Source organism: Actinophytocola sp., assembly GCF_009379765.1.
GTDB lineage: Bacteria > Actinomycetota > Actinomycetes > Mycobacteriales > Pseudonocardiaceae > Actinophytocola.
Genome location: NZ_WHTD01000148.1, coordinates 1 through 21,056 on the forward strand (window position 1 = coordinate 1; position 21,056 = coordinate 21,056).

General features: G+C 70.2%; 23 protein-coding genes and 1 pseudogene. 11 read left to right on the top strand and 13 right to left on the bottom strand.

Annotated elements, in window-relative coordinates:
• On the top strand, positions 1–1,368 hold a 1,368-nt coding region (locus GEV28_RS32925), incomplete at its 5' end, for a flagellar basal body protein FliL (RefSeq protein WP_291416642.1).
• Between the two features lie 55 nt (positions 1,369–1,423).
• Here GEV28_RS32925 and GEV28_RS32930 read toward each other — a convergent pair.
• Positions 1,424–1,789 (bottom strand): VOC family protein, encoded by a 366-nt coding sequence (locus GEV28_RS32930; protein ID WP_291416644.1) that lies wholly within the window; start codon positions 1,787–1,789, stop codon positions 1,424–1,426.
• Between the two features lie 95 nt (positions 1,790–1,884).
• Between GEV28_RS32930 and GEV28_RS32935 the strand changes: the two genes are divergently transcribed.
• On the top strand, positions 1,885–4,716 hold the full coding sequence (locus GEV28_RS32935; protein WP_291416646.1) for an aconitate hydratase: 2,832 nt from the start codon (positions 1,885–1,887) through the stop codon (positions 4,714–4,716).
• Between the two features lie 390 nt (positions 4,717–5,106).
• Here GEV28_RS32935 and egtD read toward each other — a convergent pair whose 3' ends face one another.
• From egtD to egtA, 4 genes are read right to left on the bottom strand one after another with little or no spacing between them, the layout of a single operon-like run.
• Complete coding sequence (gene egtD / locus GEV28_RS32940) at positions 5,107–6,084, bottom strand: L-histidine N(alpha)-methyltransferase (protein WP_291416648.1); 978 nt, start codon at positions 6,082–6,084, stop codon at positions 5,107–5,109.
• Positions 6,081–6,830 (bottom strand): ergothioneine biosynthesis protein EgtC, encoded by a 750-nt coding sequence (gene egtC, locus GEV28_RS32945; protein ID WP_291416649.1) that lies wholly within the window; start codon positions 6,828–6,830, stop codon positions 6,081–6,083. The genes egtD and egtC overlap by 4 nt, the downstream gene beginning before the upstream one ends.
• Positions 6,831–6,832: 2 nt before the next feature.
• On the bottom strand, positions 6,833–8,170 hold the full coding sequence (gene egtB, locus GEV28_RS32950; protein WP_291416651.1) for an ergothioneine biosynthesis protein EgtB: 1,338 nt from the start codon (positions 8,168–8,170) through the stop codon (positions 6,833–6,835).
• Positions 8,167–9,378 carry an ergothioneine biosynthesis glutamate--cysteine ligase EgtA gene (gene egtA, locus GEV28_RS32955; protein ID WP_291416654.1) on the bottom strand — a complete coding sequence of 404 codons (1,212 nt, stop codon included), beginning with the start codon at positions 9,376–9,378 and terminating at the stop codon, positions 8,167–8,169. Before egtA ends, egtB begins: the two co-directional genes overlap by 4 nt.
• A gap of 183 nt (positions 9,379–9,561) precedes the next feature.
• Between egtA and GEV28_RS32960 the strand changes: the two genes are divergently transcribed.
• Positions 9,562–10,137 carry a TetR/AcrR family transcriptional regulator gene (locus GEV28_RS32960; RefSeq protein WP_291416656.1) on the top strand — a complete coding sequence of 192 codons (576 nt, stop codon included), beginning with the start codon at positions 9,562–9,564 and terminating at the stop codon, positions 10,135–10,137.
• Here the strand turns inward: GEV28_RS32960 and GEV28_RS32965 are convergent.
• Positions 10,134–10,871: an SDR family oxidoreductase gene (locus GEV28_RS32965; RefSeq protein ID WP_291416658.1), complete on the bottom strand. Its 738-nt coding sequence runs from the start codon at positions 10,869–10,871 to the stop codon at positions 10,134–10,136. The genes GEV28_RS32960 and GEV28_RS32965 overlap by 4 nt on opposite strands.
• 105 nt (positions 10,872–10,976) lie before the next feature.
• Here GEV28_RS32965 and GEV28_RS32970 point away from each other — a divergent pair, with 105 nt between their 5' ends.
• From GEV28_RS32970 to GEV28_RS32995, 6 genes are all read left to right on the top strand, one after another.
• On the top strand, positions 10,977–11,582 hold the full coding sequence (locus GEV28_RS32970) for a TetR/AcrR family transcriptional regulator (protein ID WP_291416660.1): 606 nt from the start codon (positions 10,977–10,979) through the stop codon (positions 11,580–11,582).
• A gap of 96 nt (positions 11,583–11,678) precedes the next feature.
• Positions 11,679–12,362, top strand: a complete 684-nt coding sequence (locus tag GEV28_RS32975) for a TIGR03086 family metal-binding protein (RefSeq protein WP_291416683.1) — start codon at positions 11,679–11,681, stop codon at positions 12,360–12,362.
• A gap of 135 nt (positions 12,363–12,497) precedes the next feature.
• Positions 12,498–13,838, top strand: a complete 1,341-nt coding sequence (locus GEV28_RS32980; RefSeq protein ID WP_291416662.1) for a hemolysin family protein — start codon at positions 12,498–12,500, stop codon at positions 13,836–13,838.
• A complete protein-coding gene (locus tag GEV28_RS32985; RefSeq protein ID WP_291416664.1) occupies positions 13,835–14,884 on the top strand; it encodes a hemolysin family protein in 1,050 nt (349 codons plus the stop codon). Before GEV28_RS32980 ends, GEV28_RS32985 begins: the two co-directional genes overlap by 4 nt.
• Positions 14,881–15,735, top strand: coding sequence for a 3-methyladenine DNA glycosylase (locus GEV28_RS32990; RefSeq protein ID WP_291416666.1), 855 nt, complete (start codon positions 14,881–14,883; stop codon positions 15,733–15,735). Before GEV28_RS32985 ends, GEV28_RS32990 begins: the two co-directional genes overlap by 4 nt.
• Positions 15,736–15,737: 2 nt before the next feature.
• Positions 15,738–16,235, top strand: coding sequence for a hypothetical protein (locus GEV28_RS32995; RefSeq protein ID WP_291416668.1), 498 nt, complete (start codon positions 15,738–15,740; stop codon positions 16,233–16,235).
• A gap of 157 nt (positions 16,236–16,392) precedes the next feature.
• Here the strand turns inward: GEV28_RS32995 and GEV28_RS33000 are convergent, their stop codons facing one another.
• The 7 genes and pseudogenes from GEV28_RS33000 to GEV28_RS33025 all read right to left on the bottom strand — a co-directional run bounded on the left by GEV28_RS33000 (position 16,393) and on the right by GEV28_RS33025 (position 19,859).
• Positions 16,393–17,613 (bottom strand): protein-L-isoaspartate O-methyltransferase, encoded by a 1,221-nt coding sequence (locus GEV28_RS33000; RefSeq protein WP_291416670.1) that lies wholly within the window; start codon positions 17,611–17,613, stop codon positions 16,393–16,395.
• 15 nt (positions 17,614–17,628) lie between these two features.
• Positions 17,629–17,913 (bottom strand): lasso peptide biosynthesis B2 protein, encoded by a 285-nt coding sequence (locus GEV28_RS42715; protein WP_367115249.1) that lies wholly within the window; start codon positions 17,911–17,913, stop codon positions 17,629–17,631.
• Between the two features lie 106 nt (positions 17,914–18,019).
• Positions 18,020–18,289, bottom strand: coding sequence for a type II toxin-antitoxin system RelE/ParE family toxin (locus GEV28_RS33010; RefSeq protein WP_291416674.1), 270 nt, complete (start codon positions 18,287–18,289; stop codon positions 18,020–18,022).
• Complete coding sequence (locus GEV28_RS33015) at positions 18,286–18,573, bottom strand: hypothetical protein (RefSeq protein WP_291416676.1); 288 nt, start codon at positions 18,571–18,573, stop codon at positions 18,286–18,288. The genes GEV28_RS33010 and GEV28_RS33015 overlap by 4 nt, the downstream gene beginning before the upstream one ends.
• 190 nt (positions 18,574–18,763) lie before the next feature.
• Positions 18,764–19,111, bottom strand: a pseudogene (locus GEV28_RS33020) (Scr1 family TA system antitoxin-like transcriptional regulator); the annotation flags it as partial.
• Between the two features lie 28 nt (positions 19,112–19,139).
• Positions 19,140–19,559: a lasso peptide biosynthesis B2 protein gene (locus tag GEV28_RS42720; RefSeq protein ID WP_367115248.1), complete on the bottom strand. Its 420-nt coding sequence runs from the start codon at positions 19,557–19,559 to the stop codon at positions 19,140–19,142.
• Positions 19,560–19,709: 150 nt separating this feature from the next.
• Entirely contained in the window at positions 19,710–19,859 is a 150-nt protein-coding gene (locus GEV28_RS33025) for a hypothetical protein (protein WP_291416679.1), read from the bottom strand.
• A gap of 286 nt (positions 19,860–20,145) precedes the next feature.
• On the opposite strand from GEV28_RS33025, the gene GEV28_RS33030 reads away from it, so the two are divergent.
• Both GEV28_RS33030 and GEV28_RS33035 read left to right on the top strand, forming a co-directional pair.
• A complete protein-coding gene (locus GEV28_RS33030) occupies positions 20,146–20,418 on the top strand; it encodes a hypothetical protein (protein WP_291416681.1) in 273 nt (90 codons plus the stop codon).
• A complete protein-coding gene (locus GEV28_RS33035; protein ID WP_291416682.1) occupies positions 20,411–20,962 on the top strand; it encodes a DUF6879 family protein in 552 nt (183 codons plus the stop codon). The genes GEV28_RS33030 and GEV28_RS33035 overlap by 8 nt, the downstream gene beginning before the upstream one ends.
• Positions 20,963–21,056: the final 94 nt, after the last annotated feature.

The following is a 21,056-nucleotide window of genomic DNA, read 5'->3' on the forward strand; positions in this document are numbered from 1 at the left end:
CAGCAGCCCGGTTACCAGCAGCAGCCCGGTTACCAGCAGCAGCCCGGTTACCAGCAGCAGCCCGGCTACCAGACCGGCCCGCAGCCCGTGCAGCAGCCCGGCTACCAGCCGACCCCGGCCTACGGCCAGCCGAACTACGGCGGCCTCGGCGCGCCGGGCCCGAAGAAGAGCCGCAAGGGCCCGGTCATCGGCGCGATCGCCGCGGTGCTCGTCGTCGCCGTCGGGGTCGCCGCCACGATCTTCGTGCTCAACCGCAGCAGCGAGGACAAGGCCGGCAAGGCCAACCCCACCGAGGCCGCGACCAACCTCGTCAACAGCCTCAGCCAGGGTGACGTGCTCGGCGTGCTCGAGAGCCTCACGCCGGCCGAGTCCGCGCTGATGGTCGACTTCAACGCCAAGTCGACCGAGCGGCTCAAGGAGCTCGATGTCTACAAGAAGGACGCGGACCCGAACAAGCTGCACGGCGCGTCGGTCGAGGCCAAGAACCTCAAGTACGACGAGAAGGGCGCGGAGAAGGTCAACGACCACCTGACCATCACCAAGCTCGTCGGCGGCACCGTGTCGGTGCACGCCGACGTCTCCGAACTGCCGCTCACCGAGGAGTTCATGCAGGCGGCGTTCCCCGACGGGGTCAACTCCGAGCCCACCGACGAGCAGGTGAACATCGCCGAGATCGTCGAGGAGACCGGCGAGCCGATCCGCATCGCCACGGTGAACGTCGACGGCAAGTGGTACCCGAGCCTCTTCTACACCGTCGCCGACTACGCCCTGCAGGACGCGGACAAGGAGTGGCCGAGCTCCCGGATCGCCGACAACGGCGCGGACAACGCCGAGAACGCGGTCAAGGACATGGTCCAGGCCGCGATCAACAGCGACGTCGAGCGGGTCATCGAGCTGCTGCCGCCGGACGAGATGGGCGCGCTGCACGACGCGGGCCCGGTGCTGCTGGAGGAGATGAGCACCCCGCCCGCCAGCGGCGTCGAGGTCACCAAGCTCGAGACCGACACCACCGACGCGGAGTCCGGCGGCGTGAAGGTCATGCTGAAGGAGATCGAGGTCAAGGTCGAGGGCGAGACCTACCGCGTGGCCAAGGACGGCGACTGCTATCTGGCCGAGGGTGAGGGCGAGACCCAGCAGCTGTGTGCCGGGGACTTCGCGGCCGAGATGGGTGGCAGCAGCATGTCGCCCGAGCTCCAGCAGGCACTCACGAACCTCGCGTCCGGCCTGATGAAGAACACCGGCGTGGTGGCCACCGAGTTCGACGGCAAGTGGTACGTGAGCCCGCTGCGCACCTACACCGAGCTGGGTCTGTCCGCGATCAGCGACCTGACCCCCGAGGACGTCCTGGCCCTGGTGCAGATGAGCTGACGTTTCACCCGATCCGGTGGCCCGGCTCCCTTCTGGGGGCCGGGCCACCGGCGTCTCAGCCCTCCAGGAACTCGAGGCGGTTGCCGACCGGGTCGTCGGTGTGGAAGCGGCGGCGGCCGGGGATCTCCGCGGGATCCGCCCAGCGGACCGGGTGGCCGGCCTGCCCGACGGCGGCCGCGGTGGCGTCCACGTCCACCACGAACGCGGGGTGTGCCTTGCGCGCCGGCTGGAAACCGTCCTCGACGCCGACATGCAGCTCGGCGTCCGGACCGCCGCGGCCCGGGACCTGGAACCAGCAGCCGCCGCGCTTGGCCAGCAATGGCGGCTTCACCAGCTCGGTCCAGCCGAGCACGCCCGTGTAGAACGCGCGAAGCCGATCTTCGCTGCCCACCGGAGCGGCGATCTGAACGTGGTGCAGCATGGTGGCGGCCCTCCTTGGCTTCGAATACAGGACAAGCGTACTGTTTGAGCCGAGAGGTCGTTCCCGAACACACCACAGGCCAGATGGAGTTGGACGTGACCGCACCAGCCAGCAAGGACAGCTTCGGCGCCCGCCACACGCTTTCCGTCGGCAACTCCTCGCACGAGGTGTTCCGGCTCGACGCCGTCAGCGGCGCGGAACGCCTGCCGTACAGCCTGAAGATCCTGCTGGAGAACCTGCTGCGCACCGAGGACGGCGCCAACACCACCGAGGACCACGTCCGGGCGCTGGCCGGGTGGGACCCGAACGCCGAGCCGTCGACGGAGATCCAGTTCACCCCGGGCCGGGTGGTGATGCAGGACTTCACCGGCGTGCCGTGCGTCGTCGACCTCGCCACCATGCGCGAGGCGGTGACCGAGCTCGGCGGCGACGTGTCCAAGGTCAACCCGCTCGCCCCGGCCGAGCTGGTGATCGACCACTCGGTGATCGCGGACATCTTCGGCCGGCCGGACGCGTTCGAGCGCAACGTCGACCTCGAGTACCAGCGCAACAAGGAGCGCTACCAGTTCCTGCGGTGGGGCCAGAGCGCGTTCGACGAGTTCAAGGTGGTGCCGCCGGGCACCGGCATCGTGCACCAGGTCAACATCGAGCACCTGGCGCGGGTCGTGATGACCAGGGGCGGCCAGGCCTACCCGGACACGCTGGTCGGCACCGACAGCCACACCACGATGGTCAACGGCCTGGGCGTGCTGGGCTGGGGTGTCGGCGGGATCGAGGCCGAGGCCGCGATGCTCGGCCAGCCCGTGTCGATGCTGATCCCGCGGGTGGTGGGCTTCAAGCTGAACGGCGAGCTGCCGGCCGGCGCCACCGCCACCGACCTGGTGCTGACGATCACCGAGATGCTGCGCAAGCACGGCGTGGTCGGCAAGTTCGTCGAGTTCTACGGCGCCGGCGTGTCGGCGGTGCCGCTCGCGAATCGGGCCACGATCGGCAACATGAGCCCGGAGTTCGGCTCGACCTGCGCGATCTTCCCGGTCGACGGCGAGACCATCGACTACCTCAAGTTCACCGGCCGGTCCGCCGAGCAGGTCGCGCTCGTCGAGGCGTACGCCAAGGAGCAGGGCCTGTGGCACGACCCGGCCGTGGCGCCGGTCTACTCCGAGACGCTCGAGCTCGACCTGTCCACCGTGGTCCCGTCGATCGCCGGTCCGAAGCGCCCGCAGGACCGGATCGCGCTGTCCGACGCGAAGCAGGCGTTCCGCGGCGTCCTGGGCAACTACGTCTCCGGCGCCGAGCCCGCCGCCCGCAGCGAGTCCACTGTGGACGAGGCGTCGGACGAGTCTTTCCCGGCCAGCGACTCGCCGGCATACGGCCACCACGAGAACGGCGCAGGCAAGCCGTTCGACTACCACTCGGCCGCGGAGGGCGCGGAGGGCCGGGCGAGCAGCCCGACGCGGGTCACCCTCGACGGCGCGACGTTCGAGATCGACCACGGCGCGGTCGCCATCGCCGCGATCACCTCGTGCACCAACACGTCCAACCCGTCGGTGATGATCGGCGCCGCGCTGCTGGCCAAGAAGGCCGTCGAGCGCGGCCTGTCCCGCAAGCCGTGGGTGAAGACCACGCTGGCGCCCGGGTCCAAGGTGGTCATGGACTACTACGAGCGCGCGGGGCTGCTGCCGTACCTGGAGAAGCTGGGCTTCCACCTGGTCGGCTACGGCTGCACCACGTGCATCGGCAACTCGGGCCCGCTGCAGGAGGAGATCACCGCCGGGGTGAACGAGGCCGACCTCGCGGTCGTGTCGGTGCTGTCCGGCAACCGCAACTTCGAGGGCCGGATCAACCCGGACATCAAGATGAACTACCTGGCGTCGCCGCCGCTGGTGGTCGCGTACGCGCTCGTGGGGTCGATGGACAAGGACATCACCACCGAGCCGCTGGGCACCGGGACCGACGGTGCGCCGGTGTACCTGGCCGACATCTGGCCGTCGCCCCAGGAGATCCAGGACGTGGTGGCCTCGGCGATCTCCTCGGAGATGTTCTCCACCGACTACGCGGACGTCTTCGCCGGCGACGAGCGCTGGCAGTCACTGCCCACGCCGACCGGTGACACGTTCGAGTGGGCCGCGGACTCCACCTACGTTCGCAAGCCTCCGTACTTCGACGGCATGGGCGCGGACCCGTCGCCGGTCGAGGACGTCTCGGGCGCGCGGGTGCTGGCGATGCTGGGCGACTCGGTGACCACCGACCACATCTCGCCGGCCGGGGCCATCAAGCAGGACTCCCCCGCCGGCAGGTACCTCACCGAGCACGGCGTCGACCGGCGCGACTTCAACTCCTACGGGTCCCGGCGCGGGAACCACGAGGTGATGATCCGCGGCACCTTCGCCAACATCCGGCTGCGCAACCTGCTGCTCGACGGCAACGGAGCCGGCGTCCAGGGCGGCTTCACCCGGAACTTTCTTGAGGACGGTGCGCAGACCACGATTTACGACGCCTCGGTCGCGTACGCGGAGGCCGGGGTGCCGTTGGTGGTGCTGGCCGGCAAGGAGTACGGGTCGGGCTCGTCGCGCGACTGGGCCGCGAAGGGCACCTCCCTTCTCGGGGTGCAGGTGGTGGTCGCCGAGTCGTTCGAGCGGATCCACCGGTCGAACCTGATCGGCATGGGCGTGCTGCCGCTGCAGTTCCCGTCGGGCGAGACGGCGGAGTCGCTCGGCCTGGACGGCACCGAGACCTACGACTTCTCGGGCATCACCGCCCTCAACGACGGCGGCACCCCCCGTACGGTCGCCGTGCGGGCCACCCGCGCGGACGGCTCCACTGTGGACTTCGCTGCGGTGGTCCGCATCGACACCCCCGGCGAGGCCGACTACTACCGCAACGGCGGCATCATGCAGTACGTGCTGCGCAAGATGATCCAGAAGTAGCCCCGCGAGGCCCAACCCGTGTCGTCCCGTGACGTCGCCATGTCGTCCCGTCACGCAGGTGAACCGACCCCCCACGTCGATGTACCGACCCGCCACGCAGCCGAGTCGCCCCGTCACGTCGGTGAACCGACCCCCCACGTCGGTGAGCCGGCCGCGGGCGGCACACCGAACCCGGACCGGACGAGCCCCCTGCCCGCGCCATCGCCCCGGGACGACACGGCCACGCCACCAGACGACACAGCCACGCCACCAGACGACACAGCCACGCCACCAGACGACACAGCCACGCCACGGGACGACACGACGACGCCACCCGGACGACACAGCCACGCCACGGGACGACACGGCCACGTGGGCGGGCGACACGGCTACGGTAGGGGGTGCACGGGGCTATCGCGGCACTGCTTGTGAGAGCGACACGCCGAAGCGGGACTCTCCGTCGGTCCACCAATGCTTGAGGTCGAAGCCCGCGTCCGCCAGCTCCGCGGTCACGCGCTCATCGCGGAACTTCGCCGACACCTCGGTCCGCATCTCCTCGCCCTCGACGAAGGACACAGTCAGACCGACCACCGGGACGTGGACCTCCATCGGCCTCGTCGCGCGTAGCCGCATCTCGATCCACTCCTCCTCGTGGTCCCACAGGGCGACATGGTCGAAGGCCGCCGGATCGAAGTCGGCGGACAGCTCGCGGTTCAGCACGTGCAGCACGTTCCGGTTGAACTCCGCCGTGACGCCGGCCGCGTCGTCGTAGGCCTGGACCAGCACCGACGGGTCCTTCACCAGGTCGGTGCCCAGCAGCAGCCACTCCCCCTCGTCCAGGACGTCGCGTACGCCGGACAGGAACTTGGCCCGCTCGGCCGGCACCAGGTTCCCGATCGTGCCGCCCAGGAACGCGACCAGCCTGCCCGGCGAACCCGGCAGCAGCGCCAGGTGCTGGGTGAAGTCACCCACCACCCCGTGCACGGACACCGGGTCGTAGGCCGCGCCGAGGACCGCCGCCGCGTCGCGCAACGCCGACTCGGACACGTCCAGCGTGACGATCTCCCGCAGGGAACCGTGGTGGCGCAACGCGTTCAGCAGCAACCTCGTCTTCTCCGACGAGCCAGAGCCCAGCTCGACCAGCGTCGTCGCGTCGGTCACCGACGCGATCTCCGCCGATCGGGCCGCCAGGATCTCGCGCTCCGCCCGGGTCGGATAGTACTCCGGCAGCCGGGTGATCCGCTCGAACAGCTCACTGCCCCGCGCGTCGTAGAACCACTTGGGCGGCAACGACTTCGGGGTCGCCGTCAACCCCGTACGGGCATCCGAACGCAGGCCCCGGACGATGTCGTCCGGGGTCAGGTGCACCGTCAGATCGACCTCACTCATCGCGCTCCGATCTTCGTAATGTCCACAGTGGATGGGGTGGCGACGACCAGGTGCCGGTCCGGCACCTCCCGCCACGCCGGGTCGTCGTCGTAGGGCTCGGAAGCCACGACGACCGCCGAGGAGCCGGCACGCACCCACAGGGAATGAGTCCAACAGGAACCGACGATCACCGTGCCGTCGGTCAACAACAGGTTCAGCCGCGACCCGGGCGCGGCCGCCTCCACCGCCGTGACGAGGGAGGCGACCGCGGCCGCGGGCTCGTCCCCCGCGGCCAGCCGATCCCGTAACAACGCCCACAGCAACGCCGCGTCGGTCGGCGCGTCCATCGTCAGCAGGGCCTCCACAGGGAGCGTCGACGCCAGCGAGGCGACGGACGACGGCCAGCCGCGGACCACGCCGTTGTGGCTGAACAGCCAGCGATCCCAGGCGAACGGGGCGGACGCGGTCTCCACCACCGGCATGCCGACGGTGGCCGACCGGACCGCGGCCAGCACCGCGCCGGAGGAGATCTCCGACGCGAGCCGCGGCAACGCCGTGTCCGTCCACAGTGGAACGGCCCGGCGCACGAGCGCGGGCTCGGGCGAGGACCCGGTGTACCAGCCGATGCCGAAGCCGTCGGCGTTCACTGTGCCCCCGCCACGCATGTCCTTGGGCGCCCACGACTGCCGCAGCAGTGAGTGCTCAGGCGTGAGCAACAGCTCGGCCAGCCGGATCGGCCGGCCGAGATAGGCGATGTGCCGGCACATCCCTAGGCGAGCTCCTGGTCCAGCTCAGCGGGAGCTGCCGAGCGGGCACACCGGAAGCCGGCGAAGATCTGCCGCCGGATCGGGTGGTCCCAGTTGCGGAACGTGGCCCGGCAGGCCGCCAGGTCCGTGCCGAACGAACCGCCGCGCAGCATCTTGTAGTCGCCGCCGAAGAACACCTCCGAGTATTCCCGGTACGGGAACGCGCGGAACCCGGGATAGCCGTGGAAGTCGGAGTCGAGCCACTCCCACACGTCGCCCACCAGCTGGTGCACCCCGCTGGATGACACACCCGCCGGGTACGCGCCGACCGGCGCGGGCGACAGGTGCCGCTGGCCCAGGTTGGCGTGCTCGGGACCGGGATCCTCGTCGCCCCACGGGAACCGGCGCGAGCGACCGGTCGCCGGGTCGAAGCGGGCCGCCTTCTCCCACTCCGCCTCGGTGGGCAGCCGCCTGCCGGCCCACGCCGCGTACGCCCGCGCCTCGTGGAAGCACACGTGCACCACCGGCTCGTCCGGCGGGATGGGCTCGACCACCCCGAACTTGTCACGCAGCCACCGGTCGCCGTCCCGGACCCAGAACCGCGGCGCGGTGAGGTCGGCCTTGACCCGGTGGGCCCAGCCGTCGGCACTCCACCAGCGCTCGTCGTCGTAGCCGCCCGCGGCGATGAACTCCGCGTACGCCCCGTTGGTGACCGGCGCCGTGTCGATGAAGTAGGCGTCGACGTGGACCTCGTGCGACGGGCGCTCGTTGTCCAGCGCCCAGGGGTCGACGTCCGTGCCCATGGTGAACGTGCCCGCGGGCACCAGCACCTCCGGCGCGGGCAGCGGCCGGCCGGGGGGTGGCGGCGGCGCGTGCAGCACCGGCGCCCCCGACCGCAGCTGGTGGGTGGCCAGCATGGTCTCGTCGTGCTGCTGCTCGTGCTGCACGATCATGCCGAACGCGAACCCGTCGGTGACCAGCCGGCGACCCGCCAGCGGGGTGGTGTCGAGGATGTCGAGGACCTTCTCGCGCACCTCGCGGACGTAGGCCCGCGCCTCCGCCGGGTCGAGCAGCGGCAGCGTGGGGCGGTCGGCCCTCGGGTGCTGGAAGGCGTCGTAGATGTCGTCGATGTCGTGCCGGACCGGCTCCCGCGCACCCACGTCGCGCACCAGCCACAGCTCCTCCTGGTTGCCGATGTGGGCGAGGTCCCACACCAGCGGCGACATGAGCTTGGAGTGCTGGCGCACCAGGTCGTCGTCGTCCACCGCGTCGGTGAGCGCGACGCTGCGGTCCCTGGCCCGTTGCAGCTGCGCCGCGACGTGCGAGCGCAGTGCCTCGGTGCCGAGATCGGCCATGGTCATGACGTGCTCCTCTGCGGTAGTCGGTCCAGATCGGCGACGATGGCCTCGGTCAGGTCGTGACCGAGGCCCATCCCGGGCAGGGCGCGAGCGCCCAGGTCGAGCATCGCGCCGGCCGCTGTGGCGAGCGCGCGGTCGGCCAGTCCGTCCCTGGCCGCGGGTAGCCACCGGTCACCGACCGGCAGGCAGGCGTCGAGCACGGCGTCGACCGTGCGCGGCGAGGACAGCAGCGCGGCGAGCAGCGCGACCGGGGTGACCCAGCCGTCGCCGCACTGCGCGTCGAGGTAGCGCACCTCGAGGTACCCGTGCGGGCGCACGGGCGGGAACATCGTGGTGATGTGGTAGTCGAGGTCGTCGGTGGTCGGCGGCCGGTACCGGTCGCCGGTGAGCCAGTCGGCGAAGCTCATCCCGTCCGGCGTGACCCACCGGTCGCCCGGGTGGTCGCCGTCACCGCGCACGCACAGCACCGGCGTGTCCAGCACCCGGCGGGCCCAGTCGGTGGCCGGGTCCGCCACGATGCGCGACGGTGCGCTGCGCGGCGGGTCGGTGCCGAGGACGGCCCGCATCCGGGCCGACGCCCATCCGGTGGCGCGGCCGTCGAGGGTGGGTGAGTTGGCGAACGCCGCGACCAGCACCGGCCCGAGCGCGCTCACCGCGGCCCACCGGGCGGGCAGGTGCTCGGGCTCGCCCACATCGAGGCATACCTGCAGGCCCGCGGTGGCGCACATCATCGTGAGCCCGTGCGGACCGATCGGCTCGAACACTTGCTCCATCGCCGCGTAGCGCGGCGTCTCGAGCAGGCGTTTGGGGGGTCGGTGCTGGTCCGTGGCCGCGTCGCCGAGGACGAAGCCTGCGCCGGCGAGCAGTTCGCCGAGGAAACCGAGGTCGGTGGTGACGGCGCCGAACAGCTCGGTCAGCGAGGACTGGGGAAGGGCGGATATCTCGACCTGGCCGCCGGGCTCGAGGGTGAGCGGCGAACCGGCCGGAAGGGGTAGCTGAGGACTTTCCTTGTTGAGCGTGCGGGGCGCGTAGGGCCCCAGCGCGGCGGTGAGTCGCGCGGCGTCGATCGGCCGCCGGGGATCGTCGGCGTAATGGACGATCCACTCCAGCTCGACGCCGGTGAGCCTTGGTGGTCCGTGCTTGAAGCAGACCGAGGCGACGTAGGCCTCGGCCTCCACGCGGTCGTGCAGCCGGCGTCGTGCCGACTCCATGATCCGCGGGTTACCTGGTGGTTTGGACAAAGCGGTCACGTCTGGACCCTCCGTTTCGAGGTCGAAATCGACGCTACACGCGACCACCGACACTCACGTGAACAGCGAGCGGCGGCCGGCGGGCCGGACCACAGTACGTACGTACGGATTGCATCCGATCCCGGCTCCTGCCACGATCATCCGATGCCACGGGTCAGCCAGGACCACCTCGAAGCGCGCCGGCACCAGATCCTCGACGGCGCGCGTGTGTGCTTCGCCCGCTACGGCTACGAGGGCGCCACCGTCCGCCGCCTGGAGGAGGCCACGGGTCTGTCCCGCGGCGCGATCTTCCACCACTTCCGGGACAAGGAGTCGCTGTTCCTGGCCCTCGCCGAGGACGACGCGCACCGGATGGCCGAAGTGGTGGCCCGCGAGGGACTCGTCCAGGTCATGCGCGACCTTCTGTCCACAAAGGACGGCGCGGACTGGCTGGGCAGCCGGCTGGAGCTGTCCCGCCGGCTGCGCACGGACCCGGAGTTCCGCGCCCGCTGGGCGGAGCGGTCCGAGCGGCTGACCATCGCGACCCGGCAACGCCTCGAGCGCCAGCGCGAGGCCGGCAACCTGCGCGACGACATCGACGTGAACGTGCTCACGTCCTACCTCGAGCTGGTGCTGGAAGGCCTGGTGTCGCACCTGGCCATGGGTCTTCCGGCGGACGACATGGAGCCGGTGCTGGACCTCGTCGAGTCGTCGGTGCGGCGCGCGAGCCCGAAACCTTAGGCGTTCGTACCGCCATCGACCGTGAACACCGCGCCGGTGATGTTCCGGCCGGTGTCCGCCGCGAGGAACCGGACCATCGCGGCCAGGTCGTCGACCGAGGCGAACCGGCCGAGCGCGGACAGGGCGCGCTGCGGGCCGGCGTGGTCGCCGTCGGCCGGGTTCATCTCGGTGTCGGTGGACCCCGGCTGCACGAGGTTCACGGTGATCCCACGCGGCCCCAGCTCGCGGCCGAGTGCCCTGGTGAAGCCGTTCAGCGCGGCCTTGCTCATCGTGTACAGCGCGATGCCGCCGAAGGCCGCGCGCTCGGCCAGGTTGCTGCCGACGCTGATGATCCGCCCGCCGTCGCGGAAGTGGGCCACGGCGGCCTGCGCCGCCAGGAAGGCCGCCCGCGCGTGAATGTCGAGTGCGCGGTCGACCTCGGCCAGCGTCACCTCCTCGAACGGCCCGGCGGGAAAGATCCCGGCGTTGTTCACCAGGATGTCCAGCCGGCCCAACCCGGCCGCGGCGCGATCGACGGCGCCGACCACCGCGGCGGCGTCCGCGCTGTCCGCGGCGATCGCCAGGCCCCGCCGGCCGGTGGCCTCGACCTCGTCGACGACCGACCGGGCACGGTCCCCCGCCTGCTCGTAGGTGAGCACCACGTCGGCACCCGCGCGCGCCATGTCCTTGGCGATCGCGGCGCCTATCCCCCGGCTGCCCCCGGTCACCAGCGCCACCCGCCCGGCCAGCTCCATCGTCGTCCCTCATTTCTGTAGTGATCGATACATAAATAGCTGACCAGGCGGGCGTGGGCGGTGTCAAGGGGTATCTTTAGTGTTCGTTACAGAAAGGACGTGACGATGACGGAGCGCGGACGCCCGCGCGCCTTCGACCGCGCCGAGGCCTTGCGCCGGGCGATGGAGGTGTTCTGGGAGCACGGCTACGAGGGCACGTCCGTGACCGACCTGACGACCACGATGGGCATCAGCTCGCCGAGCCTCTACGCGGCGTTCGAGTGCAAGGAGGCGCTGTTCCGCGAGGCGATCGAGCTCTACGGCACGCTCCAGGGCGGCGTCACCGCCAGGGCGCTGCGCGAGGAGCCGACCGCGCGCGCCTCGATCGAGGCGATGCTTCGGGACAACGCGGCCGCGTACACCACCGAGGACACGCCGCACGGCTGCATGGTCGTGCTCGCCGGCACCACCTACACCACCAAGAGCGAGACCGTCCGCGACTTCCTCGGCGAGTGCCGGTCCGGGACCCAGGCCGACATCCGCGCCCGCATCCGGCGCGGCGTCGACGACGGCGAGCTGCCCGAGGGCGTCGAGCCGGCGGCGGTCGCCGAGTTCTACGCGGCGGTGCTCTACGGCATGTCCGTGCGGGCCCGGGACGGCGCGAGCCGGGCCGAGCTGGCCAAGGTGGTCGACGGCGCCATGGCGGCGTGGGCCCCGCTCACCGGCACCTGACGCCGAAACCGTGCGGGCGGCCCCGGCGCGACGCATGCTGGAGGCATGGATCTTCTCGACGCGCACGGCCACGCCATGGACGTCTTCGACCGGGCCATGCACAAGGTCGGCTTAGTGTCGCGTGACCCTGAAACCTTTACGCCGCTGCGGCCAACAGCGGCCCCTGTCTGTGTTACGGCGTTGGAGAAAAGCCCAAGTACACCCAGTACGAGCGACTTTCCTCCGCCTTGCCAGGAACCACGTGGATCCACAGCGGACGCAAAGGAACAGGATCACGCGACACCAGGCGACTGGGACTCCCCGACCCCGTGCACCGAATGGTCCGTGCGGGACCTCGTGAACCACCTGGTCAACGAGCAGCTGTGGGTACCGGACCTGCTGGCCGGCAAGACCGTCGCCGACGTCGGCGACAAGTTCGACGGCGACCTGCTCGAGGACGACCCGCTGCGCGCGTGGACCGAGTCGTCCCAGGCCGCCCGGGCCGCGTGGCTGCGGCCCGGCTCGCTGGTGACGATCGTGCACCTGAGCTTCGGCGACACCGACGGCGCAGAGTACTGCTGGCAGATGACCACCGACCTGGCCGTGCACGGCTGGGACCTCGCGACCGCGGTCGGCGCCGACGCCGGCCTGGGCGACGAGCTCGCCACCGCCGTGCTGGACCACGTCGCGCCGCAGGTCGCCGCCTGGCAGGGCACGTCGTGGTTCGCCGACCCGGTGCCGGTGCCCGACGACGCCGCGCCGCAGGCACGTCTGGTCGCGCTGCTGGGCCGAGCGCCCTGACCTCTACACTGGACCCCGTCTGCACAGCCTTTGATCTGCGAGGAGTGACCCGTCAGTGCGCGGCGGCCGTAGTACCGGGCCGGGCGACGAACCCGGCTGCCATACCGATCCGGTCATCCCGCGCGGTGATGCGCGATGATCGGTCTGCTCCTCAACGTCCTCGGTGTCCTCGCGGTCATCGCGCTGACCTTCGGCACGGCCGTGTTCGTCGCTGCCGAGTTCTCCCTCACCGCGCTCGAGCGCAGCCAGGTCGACAGCCACCTCCGCCAGGTCGGCGACGCCCGCGCCCAGCGGGTGCACCACGCGCACCGGACGCTGTCCTTCCAGCTCTCCGGCGCCCAGGTCGGCATCACGATCACCACGCTGACCATGGGCTACATCGCCGAGCCGATCATCGCCGGCTGGATCGACCCGATCCTCGACGCGTTCGCGCTGCCGGAGTCCGCGGCGCACCCGATCGCGCTCGGCGTCGCGCTGCTGCTCGCCAACGTGATCTCCATGCTGTTCGGCGAGCTCGTGCCGAAGAACCTCGCCATCGCCCGGCCGCTGGCCACCGCGCGCGCGGTCGCCGGCACCCAGACCAGGTTCTCCTCGGCGCTGCGCTGGTTCATCAACCTGCTCAACGCATGGGCGAACTGGCTGGTCCGGCGCCTGGGCGTGGAGCCGGCCGACGAGCTCGCGTCGGCGCGCTCGCCGCAGGAGCTCGGCTCGCTGGTCCGCACCAGCGCCGAGCACGGCACGCTCGACCAGGGCACGGCGGCGCTGCTGAACCGGTCGCTGCGGTTCGGCGAGCGCACCGCGGAGGAGCTGATGACCCCGCGGGTGCAGGTCGAGTCGCTGCCCACCGACGCGACCGTCCTCGACCTCATCGAGCTGACCCGGCGCACCGGCTTCTCCCGCTTCCCGGTGCGCGAGGGCGACCTCGACGACGTGCGTGGCGTGGTGCACGTGAAGCAGGCGTTCAACGTCCCGGCCGCGCGGCGGGGGACGATCCTGGTGAGCAGTCTGATGCGCCCGGCGCAGACCGTGCCGGAGAGCCTCGACGGCGACACCCTGCTCGACCGGCTGCGCAGCTCCGGGCTGCAGCTCGCGGTGGTCGTCGACGAGTACGGCGGCACGGCGGGCCTGGTCACGCTGGAGGACCTGGTCGAGGAGATCGTCGGCGACGTGCGCGACGAGCACGACCGTGGGGAGATCAACTCCGTGCGCCCGCTGGGCCGGGACAGCTGGATGGTGTCCGGCCTGCTGCGTGACGACGAGCTGGCCGACGCGACCGGGTTCCGGATGCCCGACGGCGACTACGAGACCCTCGCCGGCCTGGTGCTCTCCCGGCTCGGCCGGATCCCGGAGGTCAACGACGAGGTGCGGGTCGACGGCTGGCGGATCACCGTGATGCGGATGGACCGGCACCGGGTCGCGGAGCTGCGGGTGGCCAAGATCCCCGTCGAGGTCCGGACGGAGGTGGCGTCCCGATGACCGGTGGTGTCGCCATCCTGGTCGCGGCGTTCCTGCTGGCCGCCAACGCGTTCTTCGTCGGCGCCGAGTTCGCGCTGGTCAGCGCCCGGCGCGACCGGCTGGAGGCGATGGCCGAGCGCGGCGTGGACAGAGCGCGGATCGTCATGCGGGCGGCCGAGCACACGTCGCTGATGATGGCGGGCGCGCAGCTGGGCATCACCCTGTGCACGATCGGCCTGGGCGCGCTCGGCGAGCCGACGGTGGCGCACTTCCTCGAGGTGGTGCTGGGTCCGGTCGGCCTGCCGGCGGCGCTGCTGCACCCGCTCGCCTTCACGGTCGCGCTGATCATCGTGGCGATCCTGCACATCGTGCTCGGCGAGATGGTCACCAAGAACATCGCGATCGCCGCGCCGGAGCGCACCGCGGTGTGGCTGACGCCGGTGCTGGTCGGCTGGATCCGGTTGATCCGGCCGGTGATCTCGCTGCTGAACCTCACCGCGAACAGCGTGCTGCGGCTGTTGAAGGTCGAGCCGCGCGACGAGGTCGAGAGCGCGCACACGCCGGAGGAGCTGGCGACGCTCATCGCGGACTCGCGCGCGGAGGGGCTGCTGGACCAGGCCGAGCACCGCAGGCTGACGCAGACGCTGTCGTCGGCCGAGCGGACGGTGGCCGAGGTGCTGGTGCCGCTGGCGCACGTGGAGACCGTGCCGCACCCGCCCACGGTCGGCGACATCGAGGAGGCGGTGGCGCGGACCGGGTTCTCCCGCTACCCGGTGCGGATGCCGGACGGTCGGCTGAACGGCTACCTGCACGTGAAGGACGTGCTGGACCAGGCGGCCGCGGACCCGTCGACGCCGGTGCCGTTCCACCGGGTGCGCGGCCTGCCCGAGATCCCGGCGGACTCCCGGCTGGACGAGGCGCTCGCCGCACTGCGCAGAACCCGGAGCCATGTGGCGAAGGCGGTCGCGGCGGACCGGACGGTGCTCGGTGTGGTGGCGCTCGAGGACCTGGTCGAGGAGTACGTCGGCACCGTCCGCGACGGCACCCACAAGGACCCGACGACATGACGGCCGTGCTGGCGCCGCCCGACTGGCGCGGTCAGCGGGAGGCGCACGTGTCGCGGGTTCGGGCGTGGACGGATCCGTTGCGGGAACGCCGGTCCACCGGTACCCGGCTCCCCGTCCTGGACTTCCTGTTCACCTACTACTCGCACCGGCCGGCCCGGCTGCTGCGGTGGCATCCCGGGCCGGGCGTGGTGCTGGCCGACGCCGACTCGTTCCTGCGGTGGCAGGCGTACCGGTCCGTCCCGGGCGGGATGACGTTGGGTCCGCTGCCCGCGTCCCGGCTGCCGACGGTGCGGTTCGTGCGCTCGCTGCTGGCCGCGACGGCGGCGCGGGCACCCCGGTTCGGTTGCTTCGGGCTGCACGAGTGGGCGATGGTGTACCGCGCCGAGGACGTGCGCCATCAGGGGTGGCCGCTGCGGCTGGGGTCGGCGGGCACGGACCGCGTGGTGGAGTCGACGGCGATCCGCTGCACCCACTTCGACGCGTTCCGGTTCTTCACTCCCCCGGCGCGGCCGCTGAACACGCTGCGGCCGACCCGGTCGGACCAGGTCGCGCTGGAGCAGCCCGGCTGCCTGCACGCCGGCATGGATCTGTACAAGTGGGCCTACAAGCTCGATCCGTACGCGCCGTCGGAGCTGGTGGCCGACTGTTTCGCGCTGGCGCACGACATCCGCGTGCTGGACATGTGTGCGAGCCCGTACGACCTGAGCGCGCTCGGGTGCCCGCCGATCGAGATCGAGACCGCGGCCGGCCGCGCCGAGTACGCGCGGCGGCAGGCGGGTTTCGCGGAGCGGGCAGCGCCGCTGCGGGCTCGGTTGATCTCCTTGTGCGACGAACTTCTGCGTGGAGTCTGAACGTGCGGCGGCTCTGGGGTGTGTTGGTAGTTCTTCTCGTGCTGGCCGGATGCACGACCGAGCGGGTCGGCGGCGATCCGGACCGCACGGAGGCGCCGACCGGCCCGCTCGACCTGGAGATCCCGATCGAGCTGGCCAGGGTGTCCCCGGCGGCGGCAGGGAAGTCGACGGATGCGCGGACGCTTCCGGAGCCGGACGGCAACAAGCTGGCCGTCGACGAGCCGTTCCTGACGATCACCCGCCTGGAGCACGCCAAGACCCAGGTTGAGCACAACACGGGAAACTGGTCGCTACTCATCACGATGACCGAGGAGGACGGCGCCGTGTTGTCCCGGTGGACCGCGGAGCACATCGGCGCGCGGGTGGCCATGATCGCCGACGGCGTGATCGTGTCCGCGCCGATGGTCCAGTCCCCCATCCCTGGCCGCGAGGTCACCATCACCGCGCGGTACACCCGCGACGAGGCGGAAGCCCTGCTGAACCGCATCACCGGCCGGTGACGCGTCAGTCGGTGCCGTACGGGTTGTCGATGACGTAGCGCCAACGTCCGTCCCGGCCTCGGCGGGCCACGTCCGTCGCCGTCGCCGTGATGTTCACCGGGGTGCCGGACGGATCGGTGCCCTCGCCACGTACACGTGTCTTGGACGGACGGCGGGTTCAGCCCAGGTCTGCGTCCGGGGAGCGGGCTCGTGAGCCAGCGGCAGGCTTACCGGCGGCCAGGCAGCCACCGGCACAGGGCTGCCACGTCGCTGCGAGTTGTTTGGAGTTCACCGTCCATTGGCTTGGTGTCCAGAGAGGCTGGTCCGTGTCGGCCGGCTCGAAGGGGGCGGTGAACTGGGTGAGCGCTGGTTGGCCGATGCTTGCCCATTCATGGATGAGGGCACGGAGTTCGTCGGCCACCGTCGGCTCGCCGGTGGCGGTGATGCTGCCGTCGTCATGTACCCATGCCGTTCCGCGGGGCGTGTGCAGGGCGCAGGCGCCTGTGGTGGTGTCGACGGTGTCGTCGTCCAGGTAGGCGCGCGTGATGCGCGAGTCGCGGGAGGCGAGGAAGAACCACAGGTCGTGGTAGTGGGCGGTGGTGCGGGCTGGGCTGGCGTCGGGTATCCGGGTCACCGGCGCAGGGGGGATGTAGTCGGCGGGGTCGTGGCCGACTAGGTCTGCCGGGCGCAGCGGGCCGGCGGCCGACATGAAGTCGGCCCACAGCACAGCGTTCGCGCTCACCGTGCCGCCGCTGTTGGTGGTGGCCAGGATGGGGTGCACGCCGCCGTGCGCGACTGGCGCGAGGATCAGGCCATCAGGGGCGAGTTGGTCGAGCCAGTGCGGGGACAGGCCGGCCACGCCGCAGGTGACGATGATGCGGTCGAACGGAGCCCCGGCCGGCTCGCCAAAGTAGCCGTCGCCGTGCACGACGGTGACCTGGTGGTCGAGTCCGAGCCGGCGGATCGACTCGGCAGCGCTCTGGGCGGTGGCCAGCCCGGCGTCGACGGTGACCACGGGCGCGCCGGTGATGGTGGTGATCAGCGCGGAGTTGTAGCCGGTGCCGGCACCGATTTCCAGCACGCGCATGCCGGGGTGCAGGTCGAGGGCTTCGAGCATCCGGGCCATCAGCGTGGGCGCCGAGGACGAGGATGGGTGGCCACCGTCCTGCCCGGTGCTGGTCAGCAGCGACATGTGCGAGTAGACGAGGTCCAAGACCTCGCCGCTGGGCGGCTCGTCCTGGGGCACGGTGATCGTCTTGGGGCCATACCGGAACTGGGGCACGCAGCGATGCCGGGCCACGATGGCGAAGGCGTGCTCGACGGCGTCCGACCGGATGGCGCCGGCCTCGCGCAGTGCGGCGGCGAACTCGGCGAGCCGGGTCTCCAGGGGTTCGGGCACGGGCGCGGTGTCCTCTCACACGGTGATCATCGGGGCGTAGATGGTGCGCGGGTCTACCGTCTCGCACGCCGGCTCGCCGCCTGCTTCGACCCACGCGTGGTGCGGCGGCGGTGAGCGGAACCCGACCCGCCAGGTAGCCCGCACGCCCCAGAGCCGGCACAGCACGATGATGGCCAGCGATCGGCGCAGGCAGCCGTGCCCGCTGGCGCAGCGCAGGCTGACCGTGGTGACGATCGCGAAGGCCCGTTCGGCCTGGTGACGATCCGCCTCGCGGCTGCCTCCTACCCACGCGCGTGAGATGCCTCATCGCCGCACTTCGTGACGAAGGGGCTGCCCAATTCTTGCTCTTCAGCTCACCAGTGATCACGCCGACGAAGTCGGCCGACGACGCCACGCCACCGCGCGGTCAATGCTTGCGGTAGACCTCTCGGCGGTGCGCAACACGAATCACGAGAACGAGTAGTTCGTTGTCTCGGATCTCGTACACGACGCGGTAGTCGCCGACCCGGATTCGCCAGAGCCCGTGTTCCCCGGTGAGCGACTTCACGCCCGTCGGGCGCGGGTCATCGGCCAGTGCGGCGACGTTGCGCAGGATGCGGGCACGAGTCCGCCCGTCCAGCTTCGCGAGTGCCTTCTCTGCGGACCGTCGAAACTCGATGGAGTAGCTGTCGCTCACCGCGCGTCCGGGTACGCGTCGAGGTCATCGGCGTACTTGGCCAACACGGACTCCAGTGGAACGTTTGGCCCGGGTTCAGCGAGGGCGGCATGAGCTGCCCGCACATCTTCGGCATCTTCCAGCGCCTCCACCGCAGCGGCACCGGCCACGGCGACGTCGGCCGGCACGATGGCCGCGAGGCGCTCGCCGTGCTCGTCGGTCAGGTAGATCACCTGACCGCCGGCAGCGTCATGCGCCACCTCGGAGAGGTGGTCCCGGGCCTCCGGGATCGGCAGCTCGCTCATGGCTCCATGATACGACCTGGTGGGCTGAGGTGAACTCTCCCGGGCGCAAGGCCCAGTGAGAGCTCTGGGTCTCAGTTCCGTCGAGTTCGGACCCCCTCTCGGCGCAACCATGGCACTGACCTGCATGAACAGCAAAACGGAACCAGCAGGAACACCACCAAGCGAAGTTGTCGCTGGTGTCAGTTCGTGTTCAGGAATCGGCGCCAGGTGTTCGGGGTGAAGGCCAGGGTGCTGCCGGTCCGGTTCTTGGTGTCCGCACCAGGACCGCGTCAACGGCCCGGCCGACCTCCACGCACGCGCTGCCGTTACCCGCGCTGCGCCGCATACCTTCCTCGATGAGCTCCAGGGACTCGCCGCCGGAGAACGCATCCGTCCGGATAGTGTCAAACACTACCGCCGCCATCTCCACCATGGCCGGGTCCTGCACAGTCTGGCCGTCCAGCACGCTGTCCAGGTAGGCCACCGCCGGCTGCCTGGCCAGTTCCGCGATGACGAACGCACCAGCCAGCGCGGTGTGCGCACGGGCGACGGAGAGGGATACCGCTACGTCCTGTCGTCCCCCTCTGTCACACTGGGCAGCGCATCACGCTGCGTACTCGCGCGCACGCAACGAGTACGGCTGACCAGGGGGCACTCACAGTTGGCCGAGACCAAGACCGGCCTACTCCTGCCGTTGCTGGCCGCCTGCTTCGACCCACGCGTGGGACTGTGGCGGCGGGTGAGCGGAACCCGACCCACCAGGTAGCCCGCACGCCCCAGAGCCGGCACAGCACGATGATGGCCAGCGATCGGCGCAGGCAGCCGTGCCCGCTGGCGCAGCGCAGGCTGACCGTGGTGACGATCGCGAAGGCCCGTTCGGCCTGTGACGATCTGCCTCGCGGCTGCCGCGACGCAGCACGCTGAGGACGCGGCGGATCCGCTGCGGGCGGGCTCGGGTGAGCACCAGCAGCAGGGTGGTTGCCGCCACCGCCACCAGCCCAGCGCACCGTTCACCCACGGACAACGGGCGCGGCGGGCAGAGCGCGATGGGCGCGCCTGCGCTGATGGTTCGCTCGCAAGCTCGCTCACGTGGCGACACACCAAGCGGCGGGCGAGCAGCGTGTCAAGGAGAGCTGGGTGACGTCGTGACGAGCGGTCTACGCGGCGGTGGCGTACCGAGCGCACGGCGCGGCCACGGCGGCCTCGACGCCGCCGTTGAGCAGCGCCACCAAGGCGACCGCACCGGTCTGGTTGAGGTGTCGTGGTCGCAGTAGTTGATCATGGTGTGGTGCAGGTGATCTCGGCATCGCAGTTGGAGTGGGTTGAGGTCGGGCACCGGGGAGAGGTCGACTGGGCGCGCAAAGCTTCCGGACAGGTGCCGTTGGCGGACGATCACAATCTGAACTCTTGACTGTGGAGATTCTGGTGACCTCGGTTTTCAAATATGGCTGCACCGGAATCCGGATGGCGCTGATCATTGTTGTGTCCGTTGGTCAACATACGTGTCAGGCCCTGTCGTCGCGCAGTGGACCTGTCGATGACGTGCTGGTATGTTCAGTACGGACTGTGACCATGTAAATACCAGGAGGGGTCATGGGCGAAAAATGGCGCGCGGATTTGTCCGCCTCTTTTCGTCGAAGGTTAGGAAAATCGGCGCATGAGCTTGGAGACATGTCCAGCGAGGGGAACAGTTGCCCGGATATCTGGGAACTGGACAACGGGGACGTCGCCGTGATCGGGCAGGACGCCACTTCCTCGTATTCTACGCGCCTGCCAAGTGGCGTAAGCATCGATCCAGGAGAGCAACTGGTAATCATTCCGCGCAATATGATGCTCTCAGCAAAGCCGGACATTCCAGATGCATGAACTACTCGGCGATGCACGGTTCGAGTCGCTGACGCTCAGTTCGTATTGGCAGGACTTCGAGCGAAATTTCTGGCGTACTGGCAGTCCAGGTTTCTGGAAGCTGGAGCGAGGGCAATATTTCCAGGAGCCTGGGAACGACAGTTGGGAGGCGTTCGCCGACGGCGATTGGGTCGAGTCGCTGAACCTGATTGAGGCGGACCTGCCGGCCTTGCGGGATTATTACTCGAAGATCGCCGAGAGTGGCTTTTCCGCCAAACGTGTCCGGATCGTGGAGGAGCCGATCACGGAGTACCTGCAGTGGGAGCTCCACATGTTGCGGGCGCGTGACGACAGTGGCGGCCTGGTTCGTGTCGTTGGCCCGGAGGTGGTCGCGACGTGGGAGGCGAGCGATCCTCTTCCCGAGATTTACACCCTGGGCCGGGATGTGATGTACGAGGCGATCTACGACGAACATGGGGTGCTCGATTCGGCGCGGAAGTTCACTGATCGGGAGCTGATCAGGGCGCTGCGCAAAGTCGTTTCTGCTGATCATGGTGTGTGTTGAGGGTTTTGGTGCAGGCGGAGGATGGTGAAGATCAGGTGTGGGTTGTTGCGGATCTTTCGGATGGTGGCGGCGATTTTGGTGTGCCCGGTTTGAC

Excerpts from the sequence above, each read along its gene's own strand:
- GEV28_RS32930 (WP_291416644.1), bottom strand. The coding sequence starts at position 1,789 with ATGCTGCACCACGTTCAGATCGCCGCTCCGGTGGGCAGCGAAGATCGG.
- egtD (WP_291416648.1), bottom strand. The coding sequence starts at position 6,084 with ATGAGTGAGGTCGATCTGACGGTGCACCTGACCCCGGACGACATCGTC.
- egtC (WP_291416649.1), bottom strand. The coding sequence starts at position 6,830 with ATGTGCCGGCACATCGCCTATCTCGGCCGGCCGATCCGGCTGGCCGAG.
- egtB (WP_291416651.1), bottom strand. The coding sequence starts at position 8,170 with ATGACCATGGCCGATCTCGGCACCGAGGCACTGCGCTCGCACGTCGCG.
- egtA (WP_291416654.1), bottom strand. The coding sequence starts at position 9,378 with ATGGAGTCGGCACGACGCCGGCTGCACGACCGCGTGGAGGCCGAGGCC.
- GEV28_RS32960 (WP_291416656.1), top strand. The coding sequence starts at position 9,562 with ATGCCACGGGTCAGCCAGGACCACCTCGAAGCGCGCCGGCACCAGATC.
- GEV28_RS32965 (WP_291416658.1), bottom strand. The coding sequence starts at position 10,871 with ATGGAGCTGGCCGGGCGGGTGGCGCTGGTGACCGGGGGCAGCCGGGGG.
- GEV28_RS32970 (WP_291416660.1), top strand. The coding sequence starts at position 10,977 with ATGACGGAGCGCGGACGCCCGCGCGCCTTCGACCGCGCCGAGGCCTTG.
- GEV28_RS32975 (WP_291416683.1), top strand. The coding sequence starts at position 11,679 with ATGCACAAGGTCGGCTTAGTGTCGCGTGACCCTGAAACCTTTACGCCG.
- GEV28_RS32980 (WP_291416662.1), top strand. The coding sequence starts at position 12,498 with ATGATCGGTCTGCTCCTCAACGTCCTCGGTGTCCTCGCGGTCATCGCG.
- GEV28_RS32985 (WP_291416664.1), top strand. The coding sequence starts at position 13,835 with ATGACCGGTGGTGTCGCCATCCTGGTCGCGGCGTTCCTGCTGGCCGCC.
- GEV28_RS32990 (WP_291416666.1), top strand. The coding sequence starts at position 14,881 with ATGACGGCCGTGCTGGCGCCGCCCGACTGGCGCGGTCAGCGGGAGGCG.
- GEV28_RS33015 (WP_291416676.1), bottom strand. The coding sequence starts at position 18,573 with ATGAGCGAGCTGCCGATCCCGGAGGCCCGGGACCACCTCTCCGAGGTG.
- GEV28_RS33025 (WP_291416679.1), bottom strand. The coding sequence starts at position 19,859 with ATGCCGAGATCACCTGCACCACACCATGATCAACTACTGCGACCACGA.
- GEV28_RS33030 (WP_291416681.1), top strand. The coding sequence starts at position 20,146 with ATGGGCGAAAAATGGCGCGCGGATTTGTCCGCCTCTTTTCGTCGAAGG.
- GEV28_RS33035 (WP_291416682.1), top strand. The coding sequence starts at position 20,411 with ATGCATGAACTACTCGGCGATGCACGGTTCGAGTCGCTGACGCTCAGT.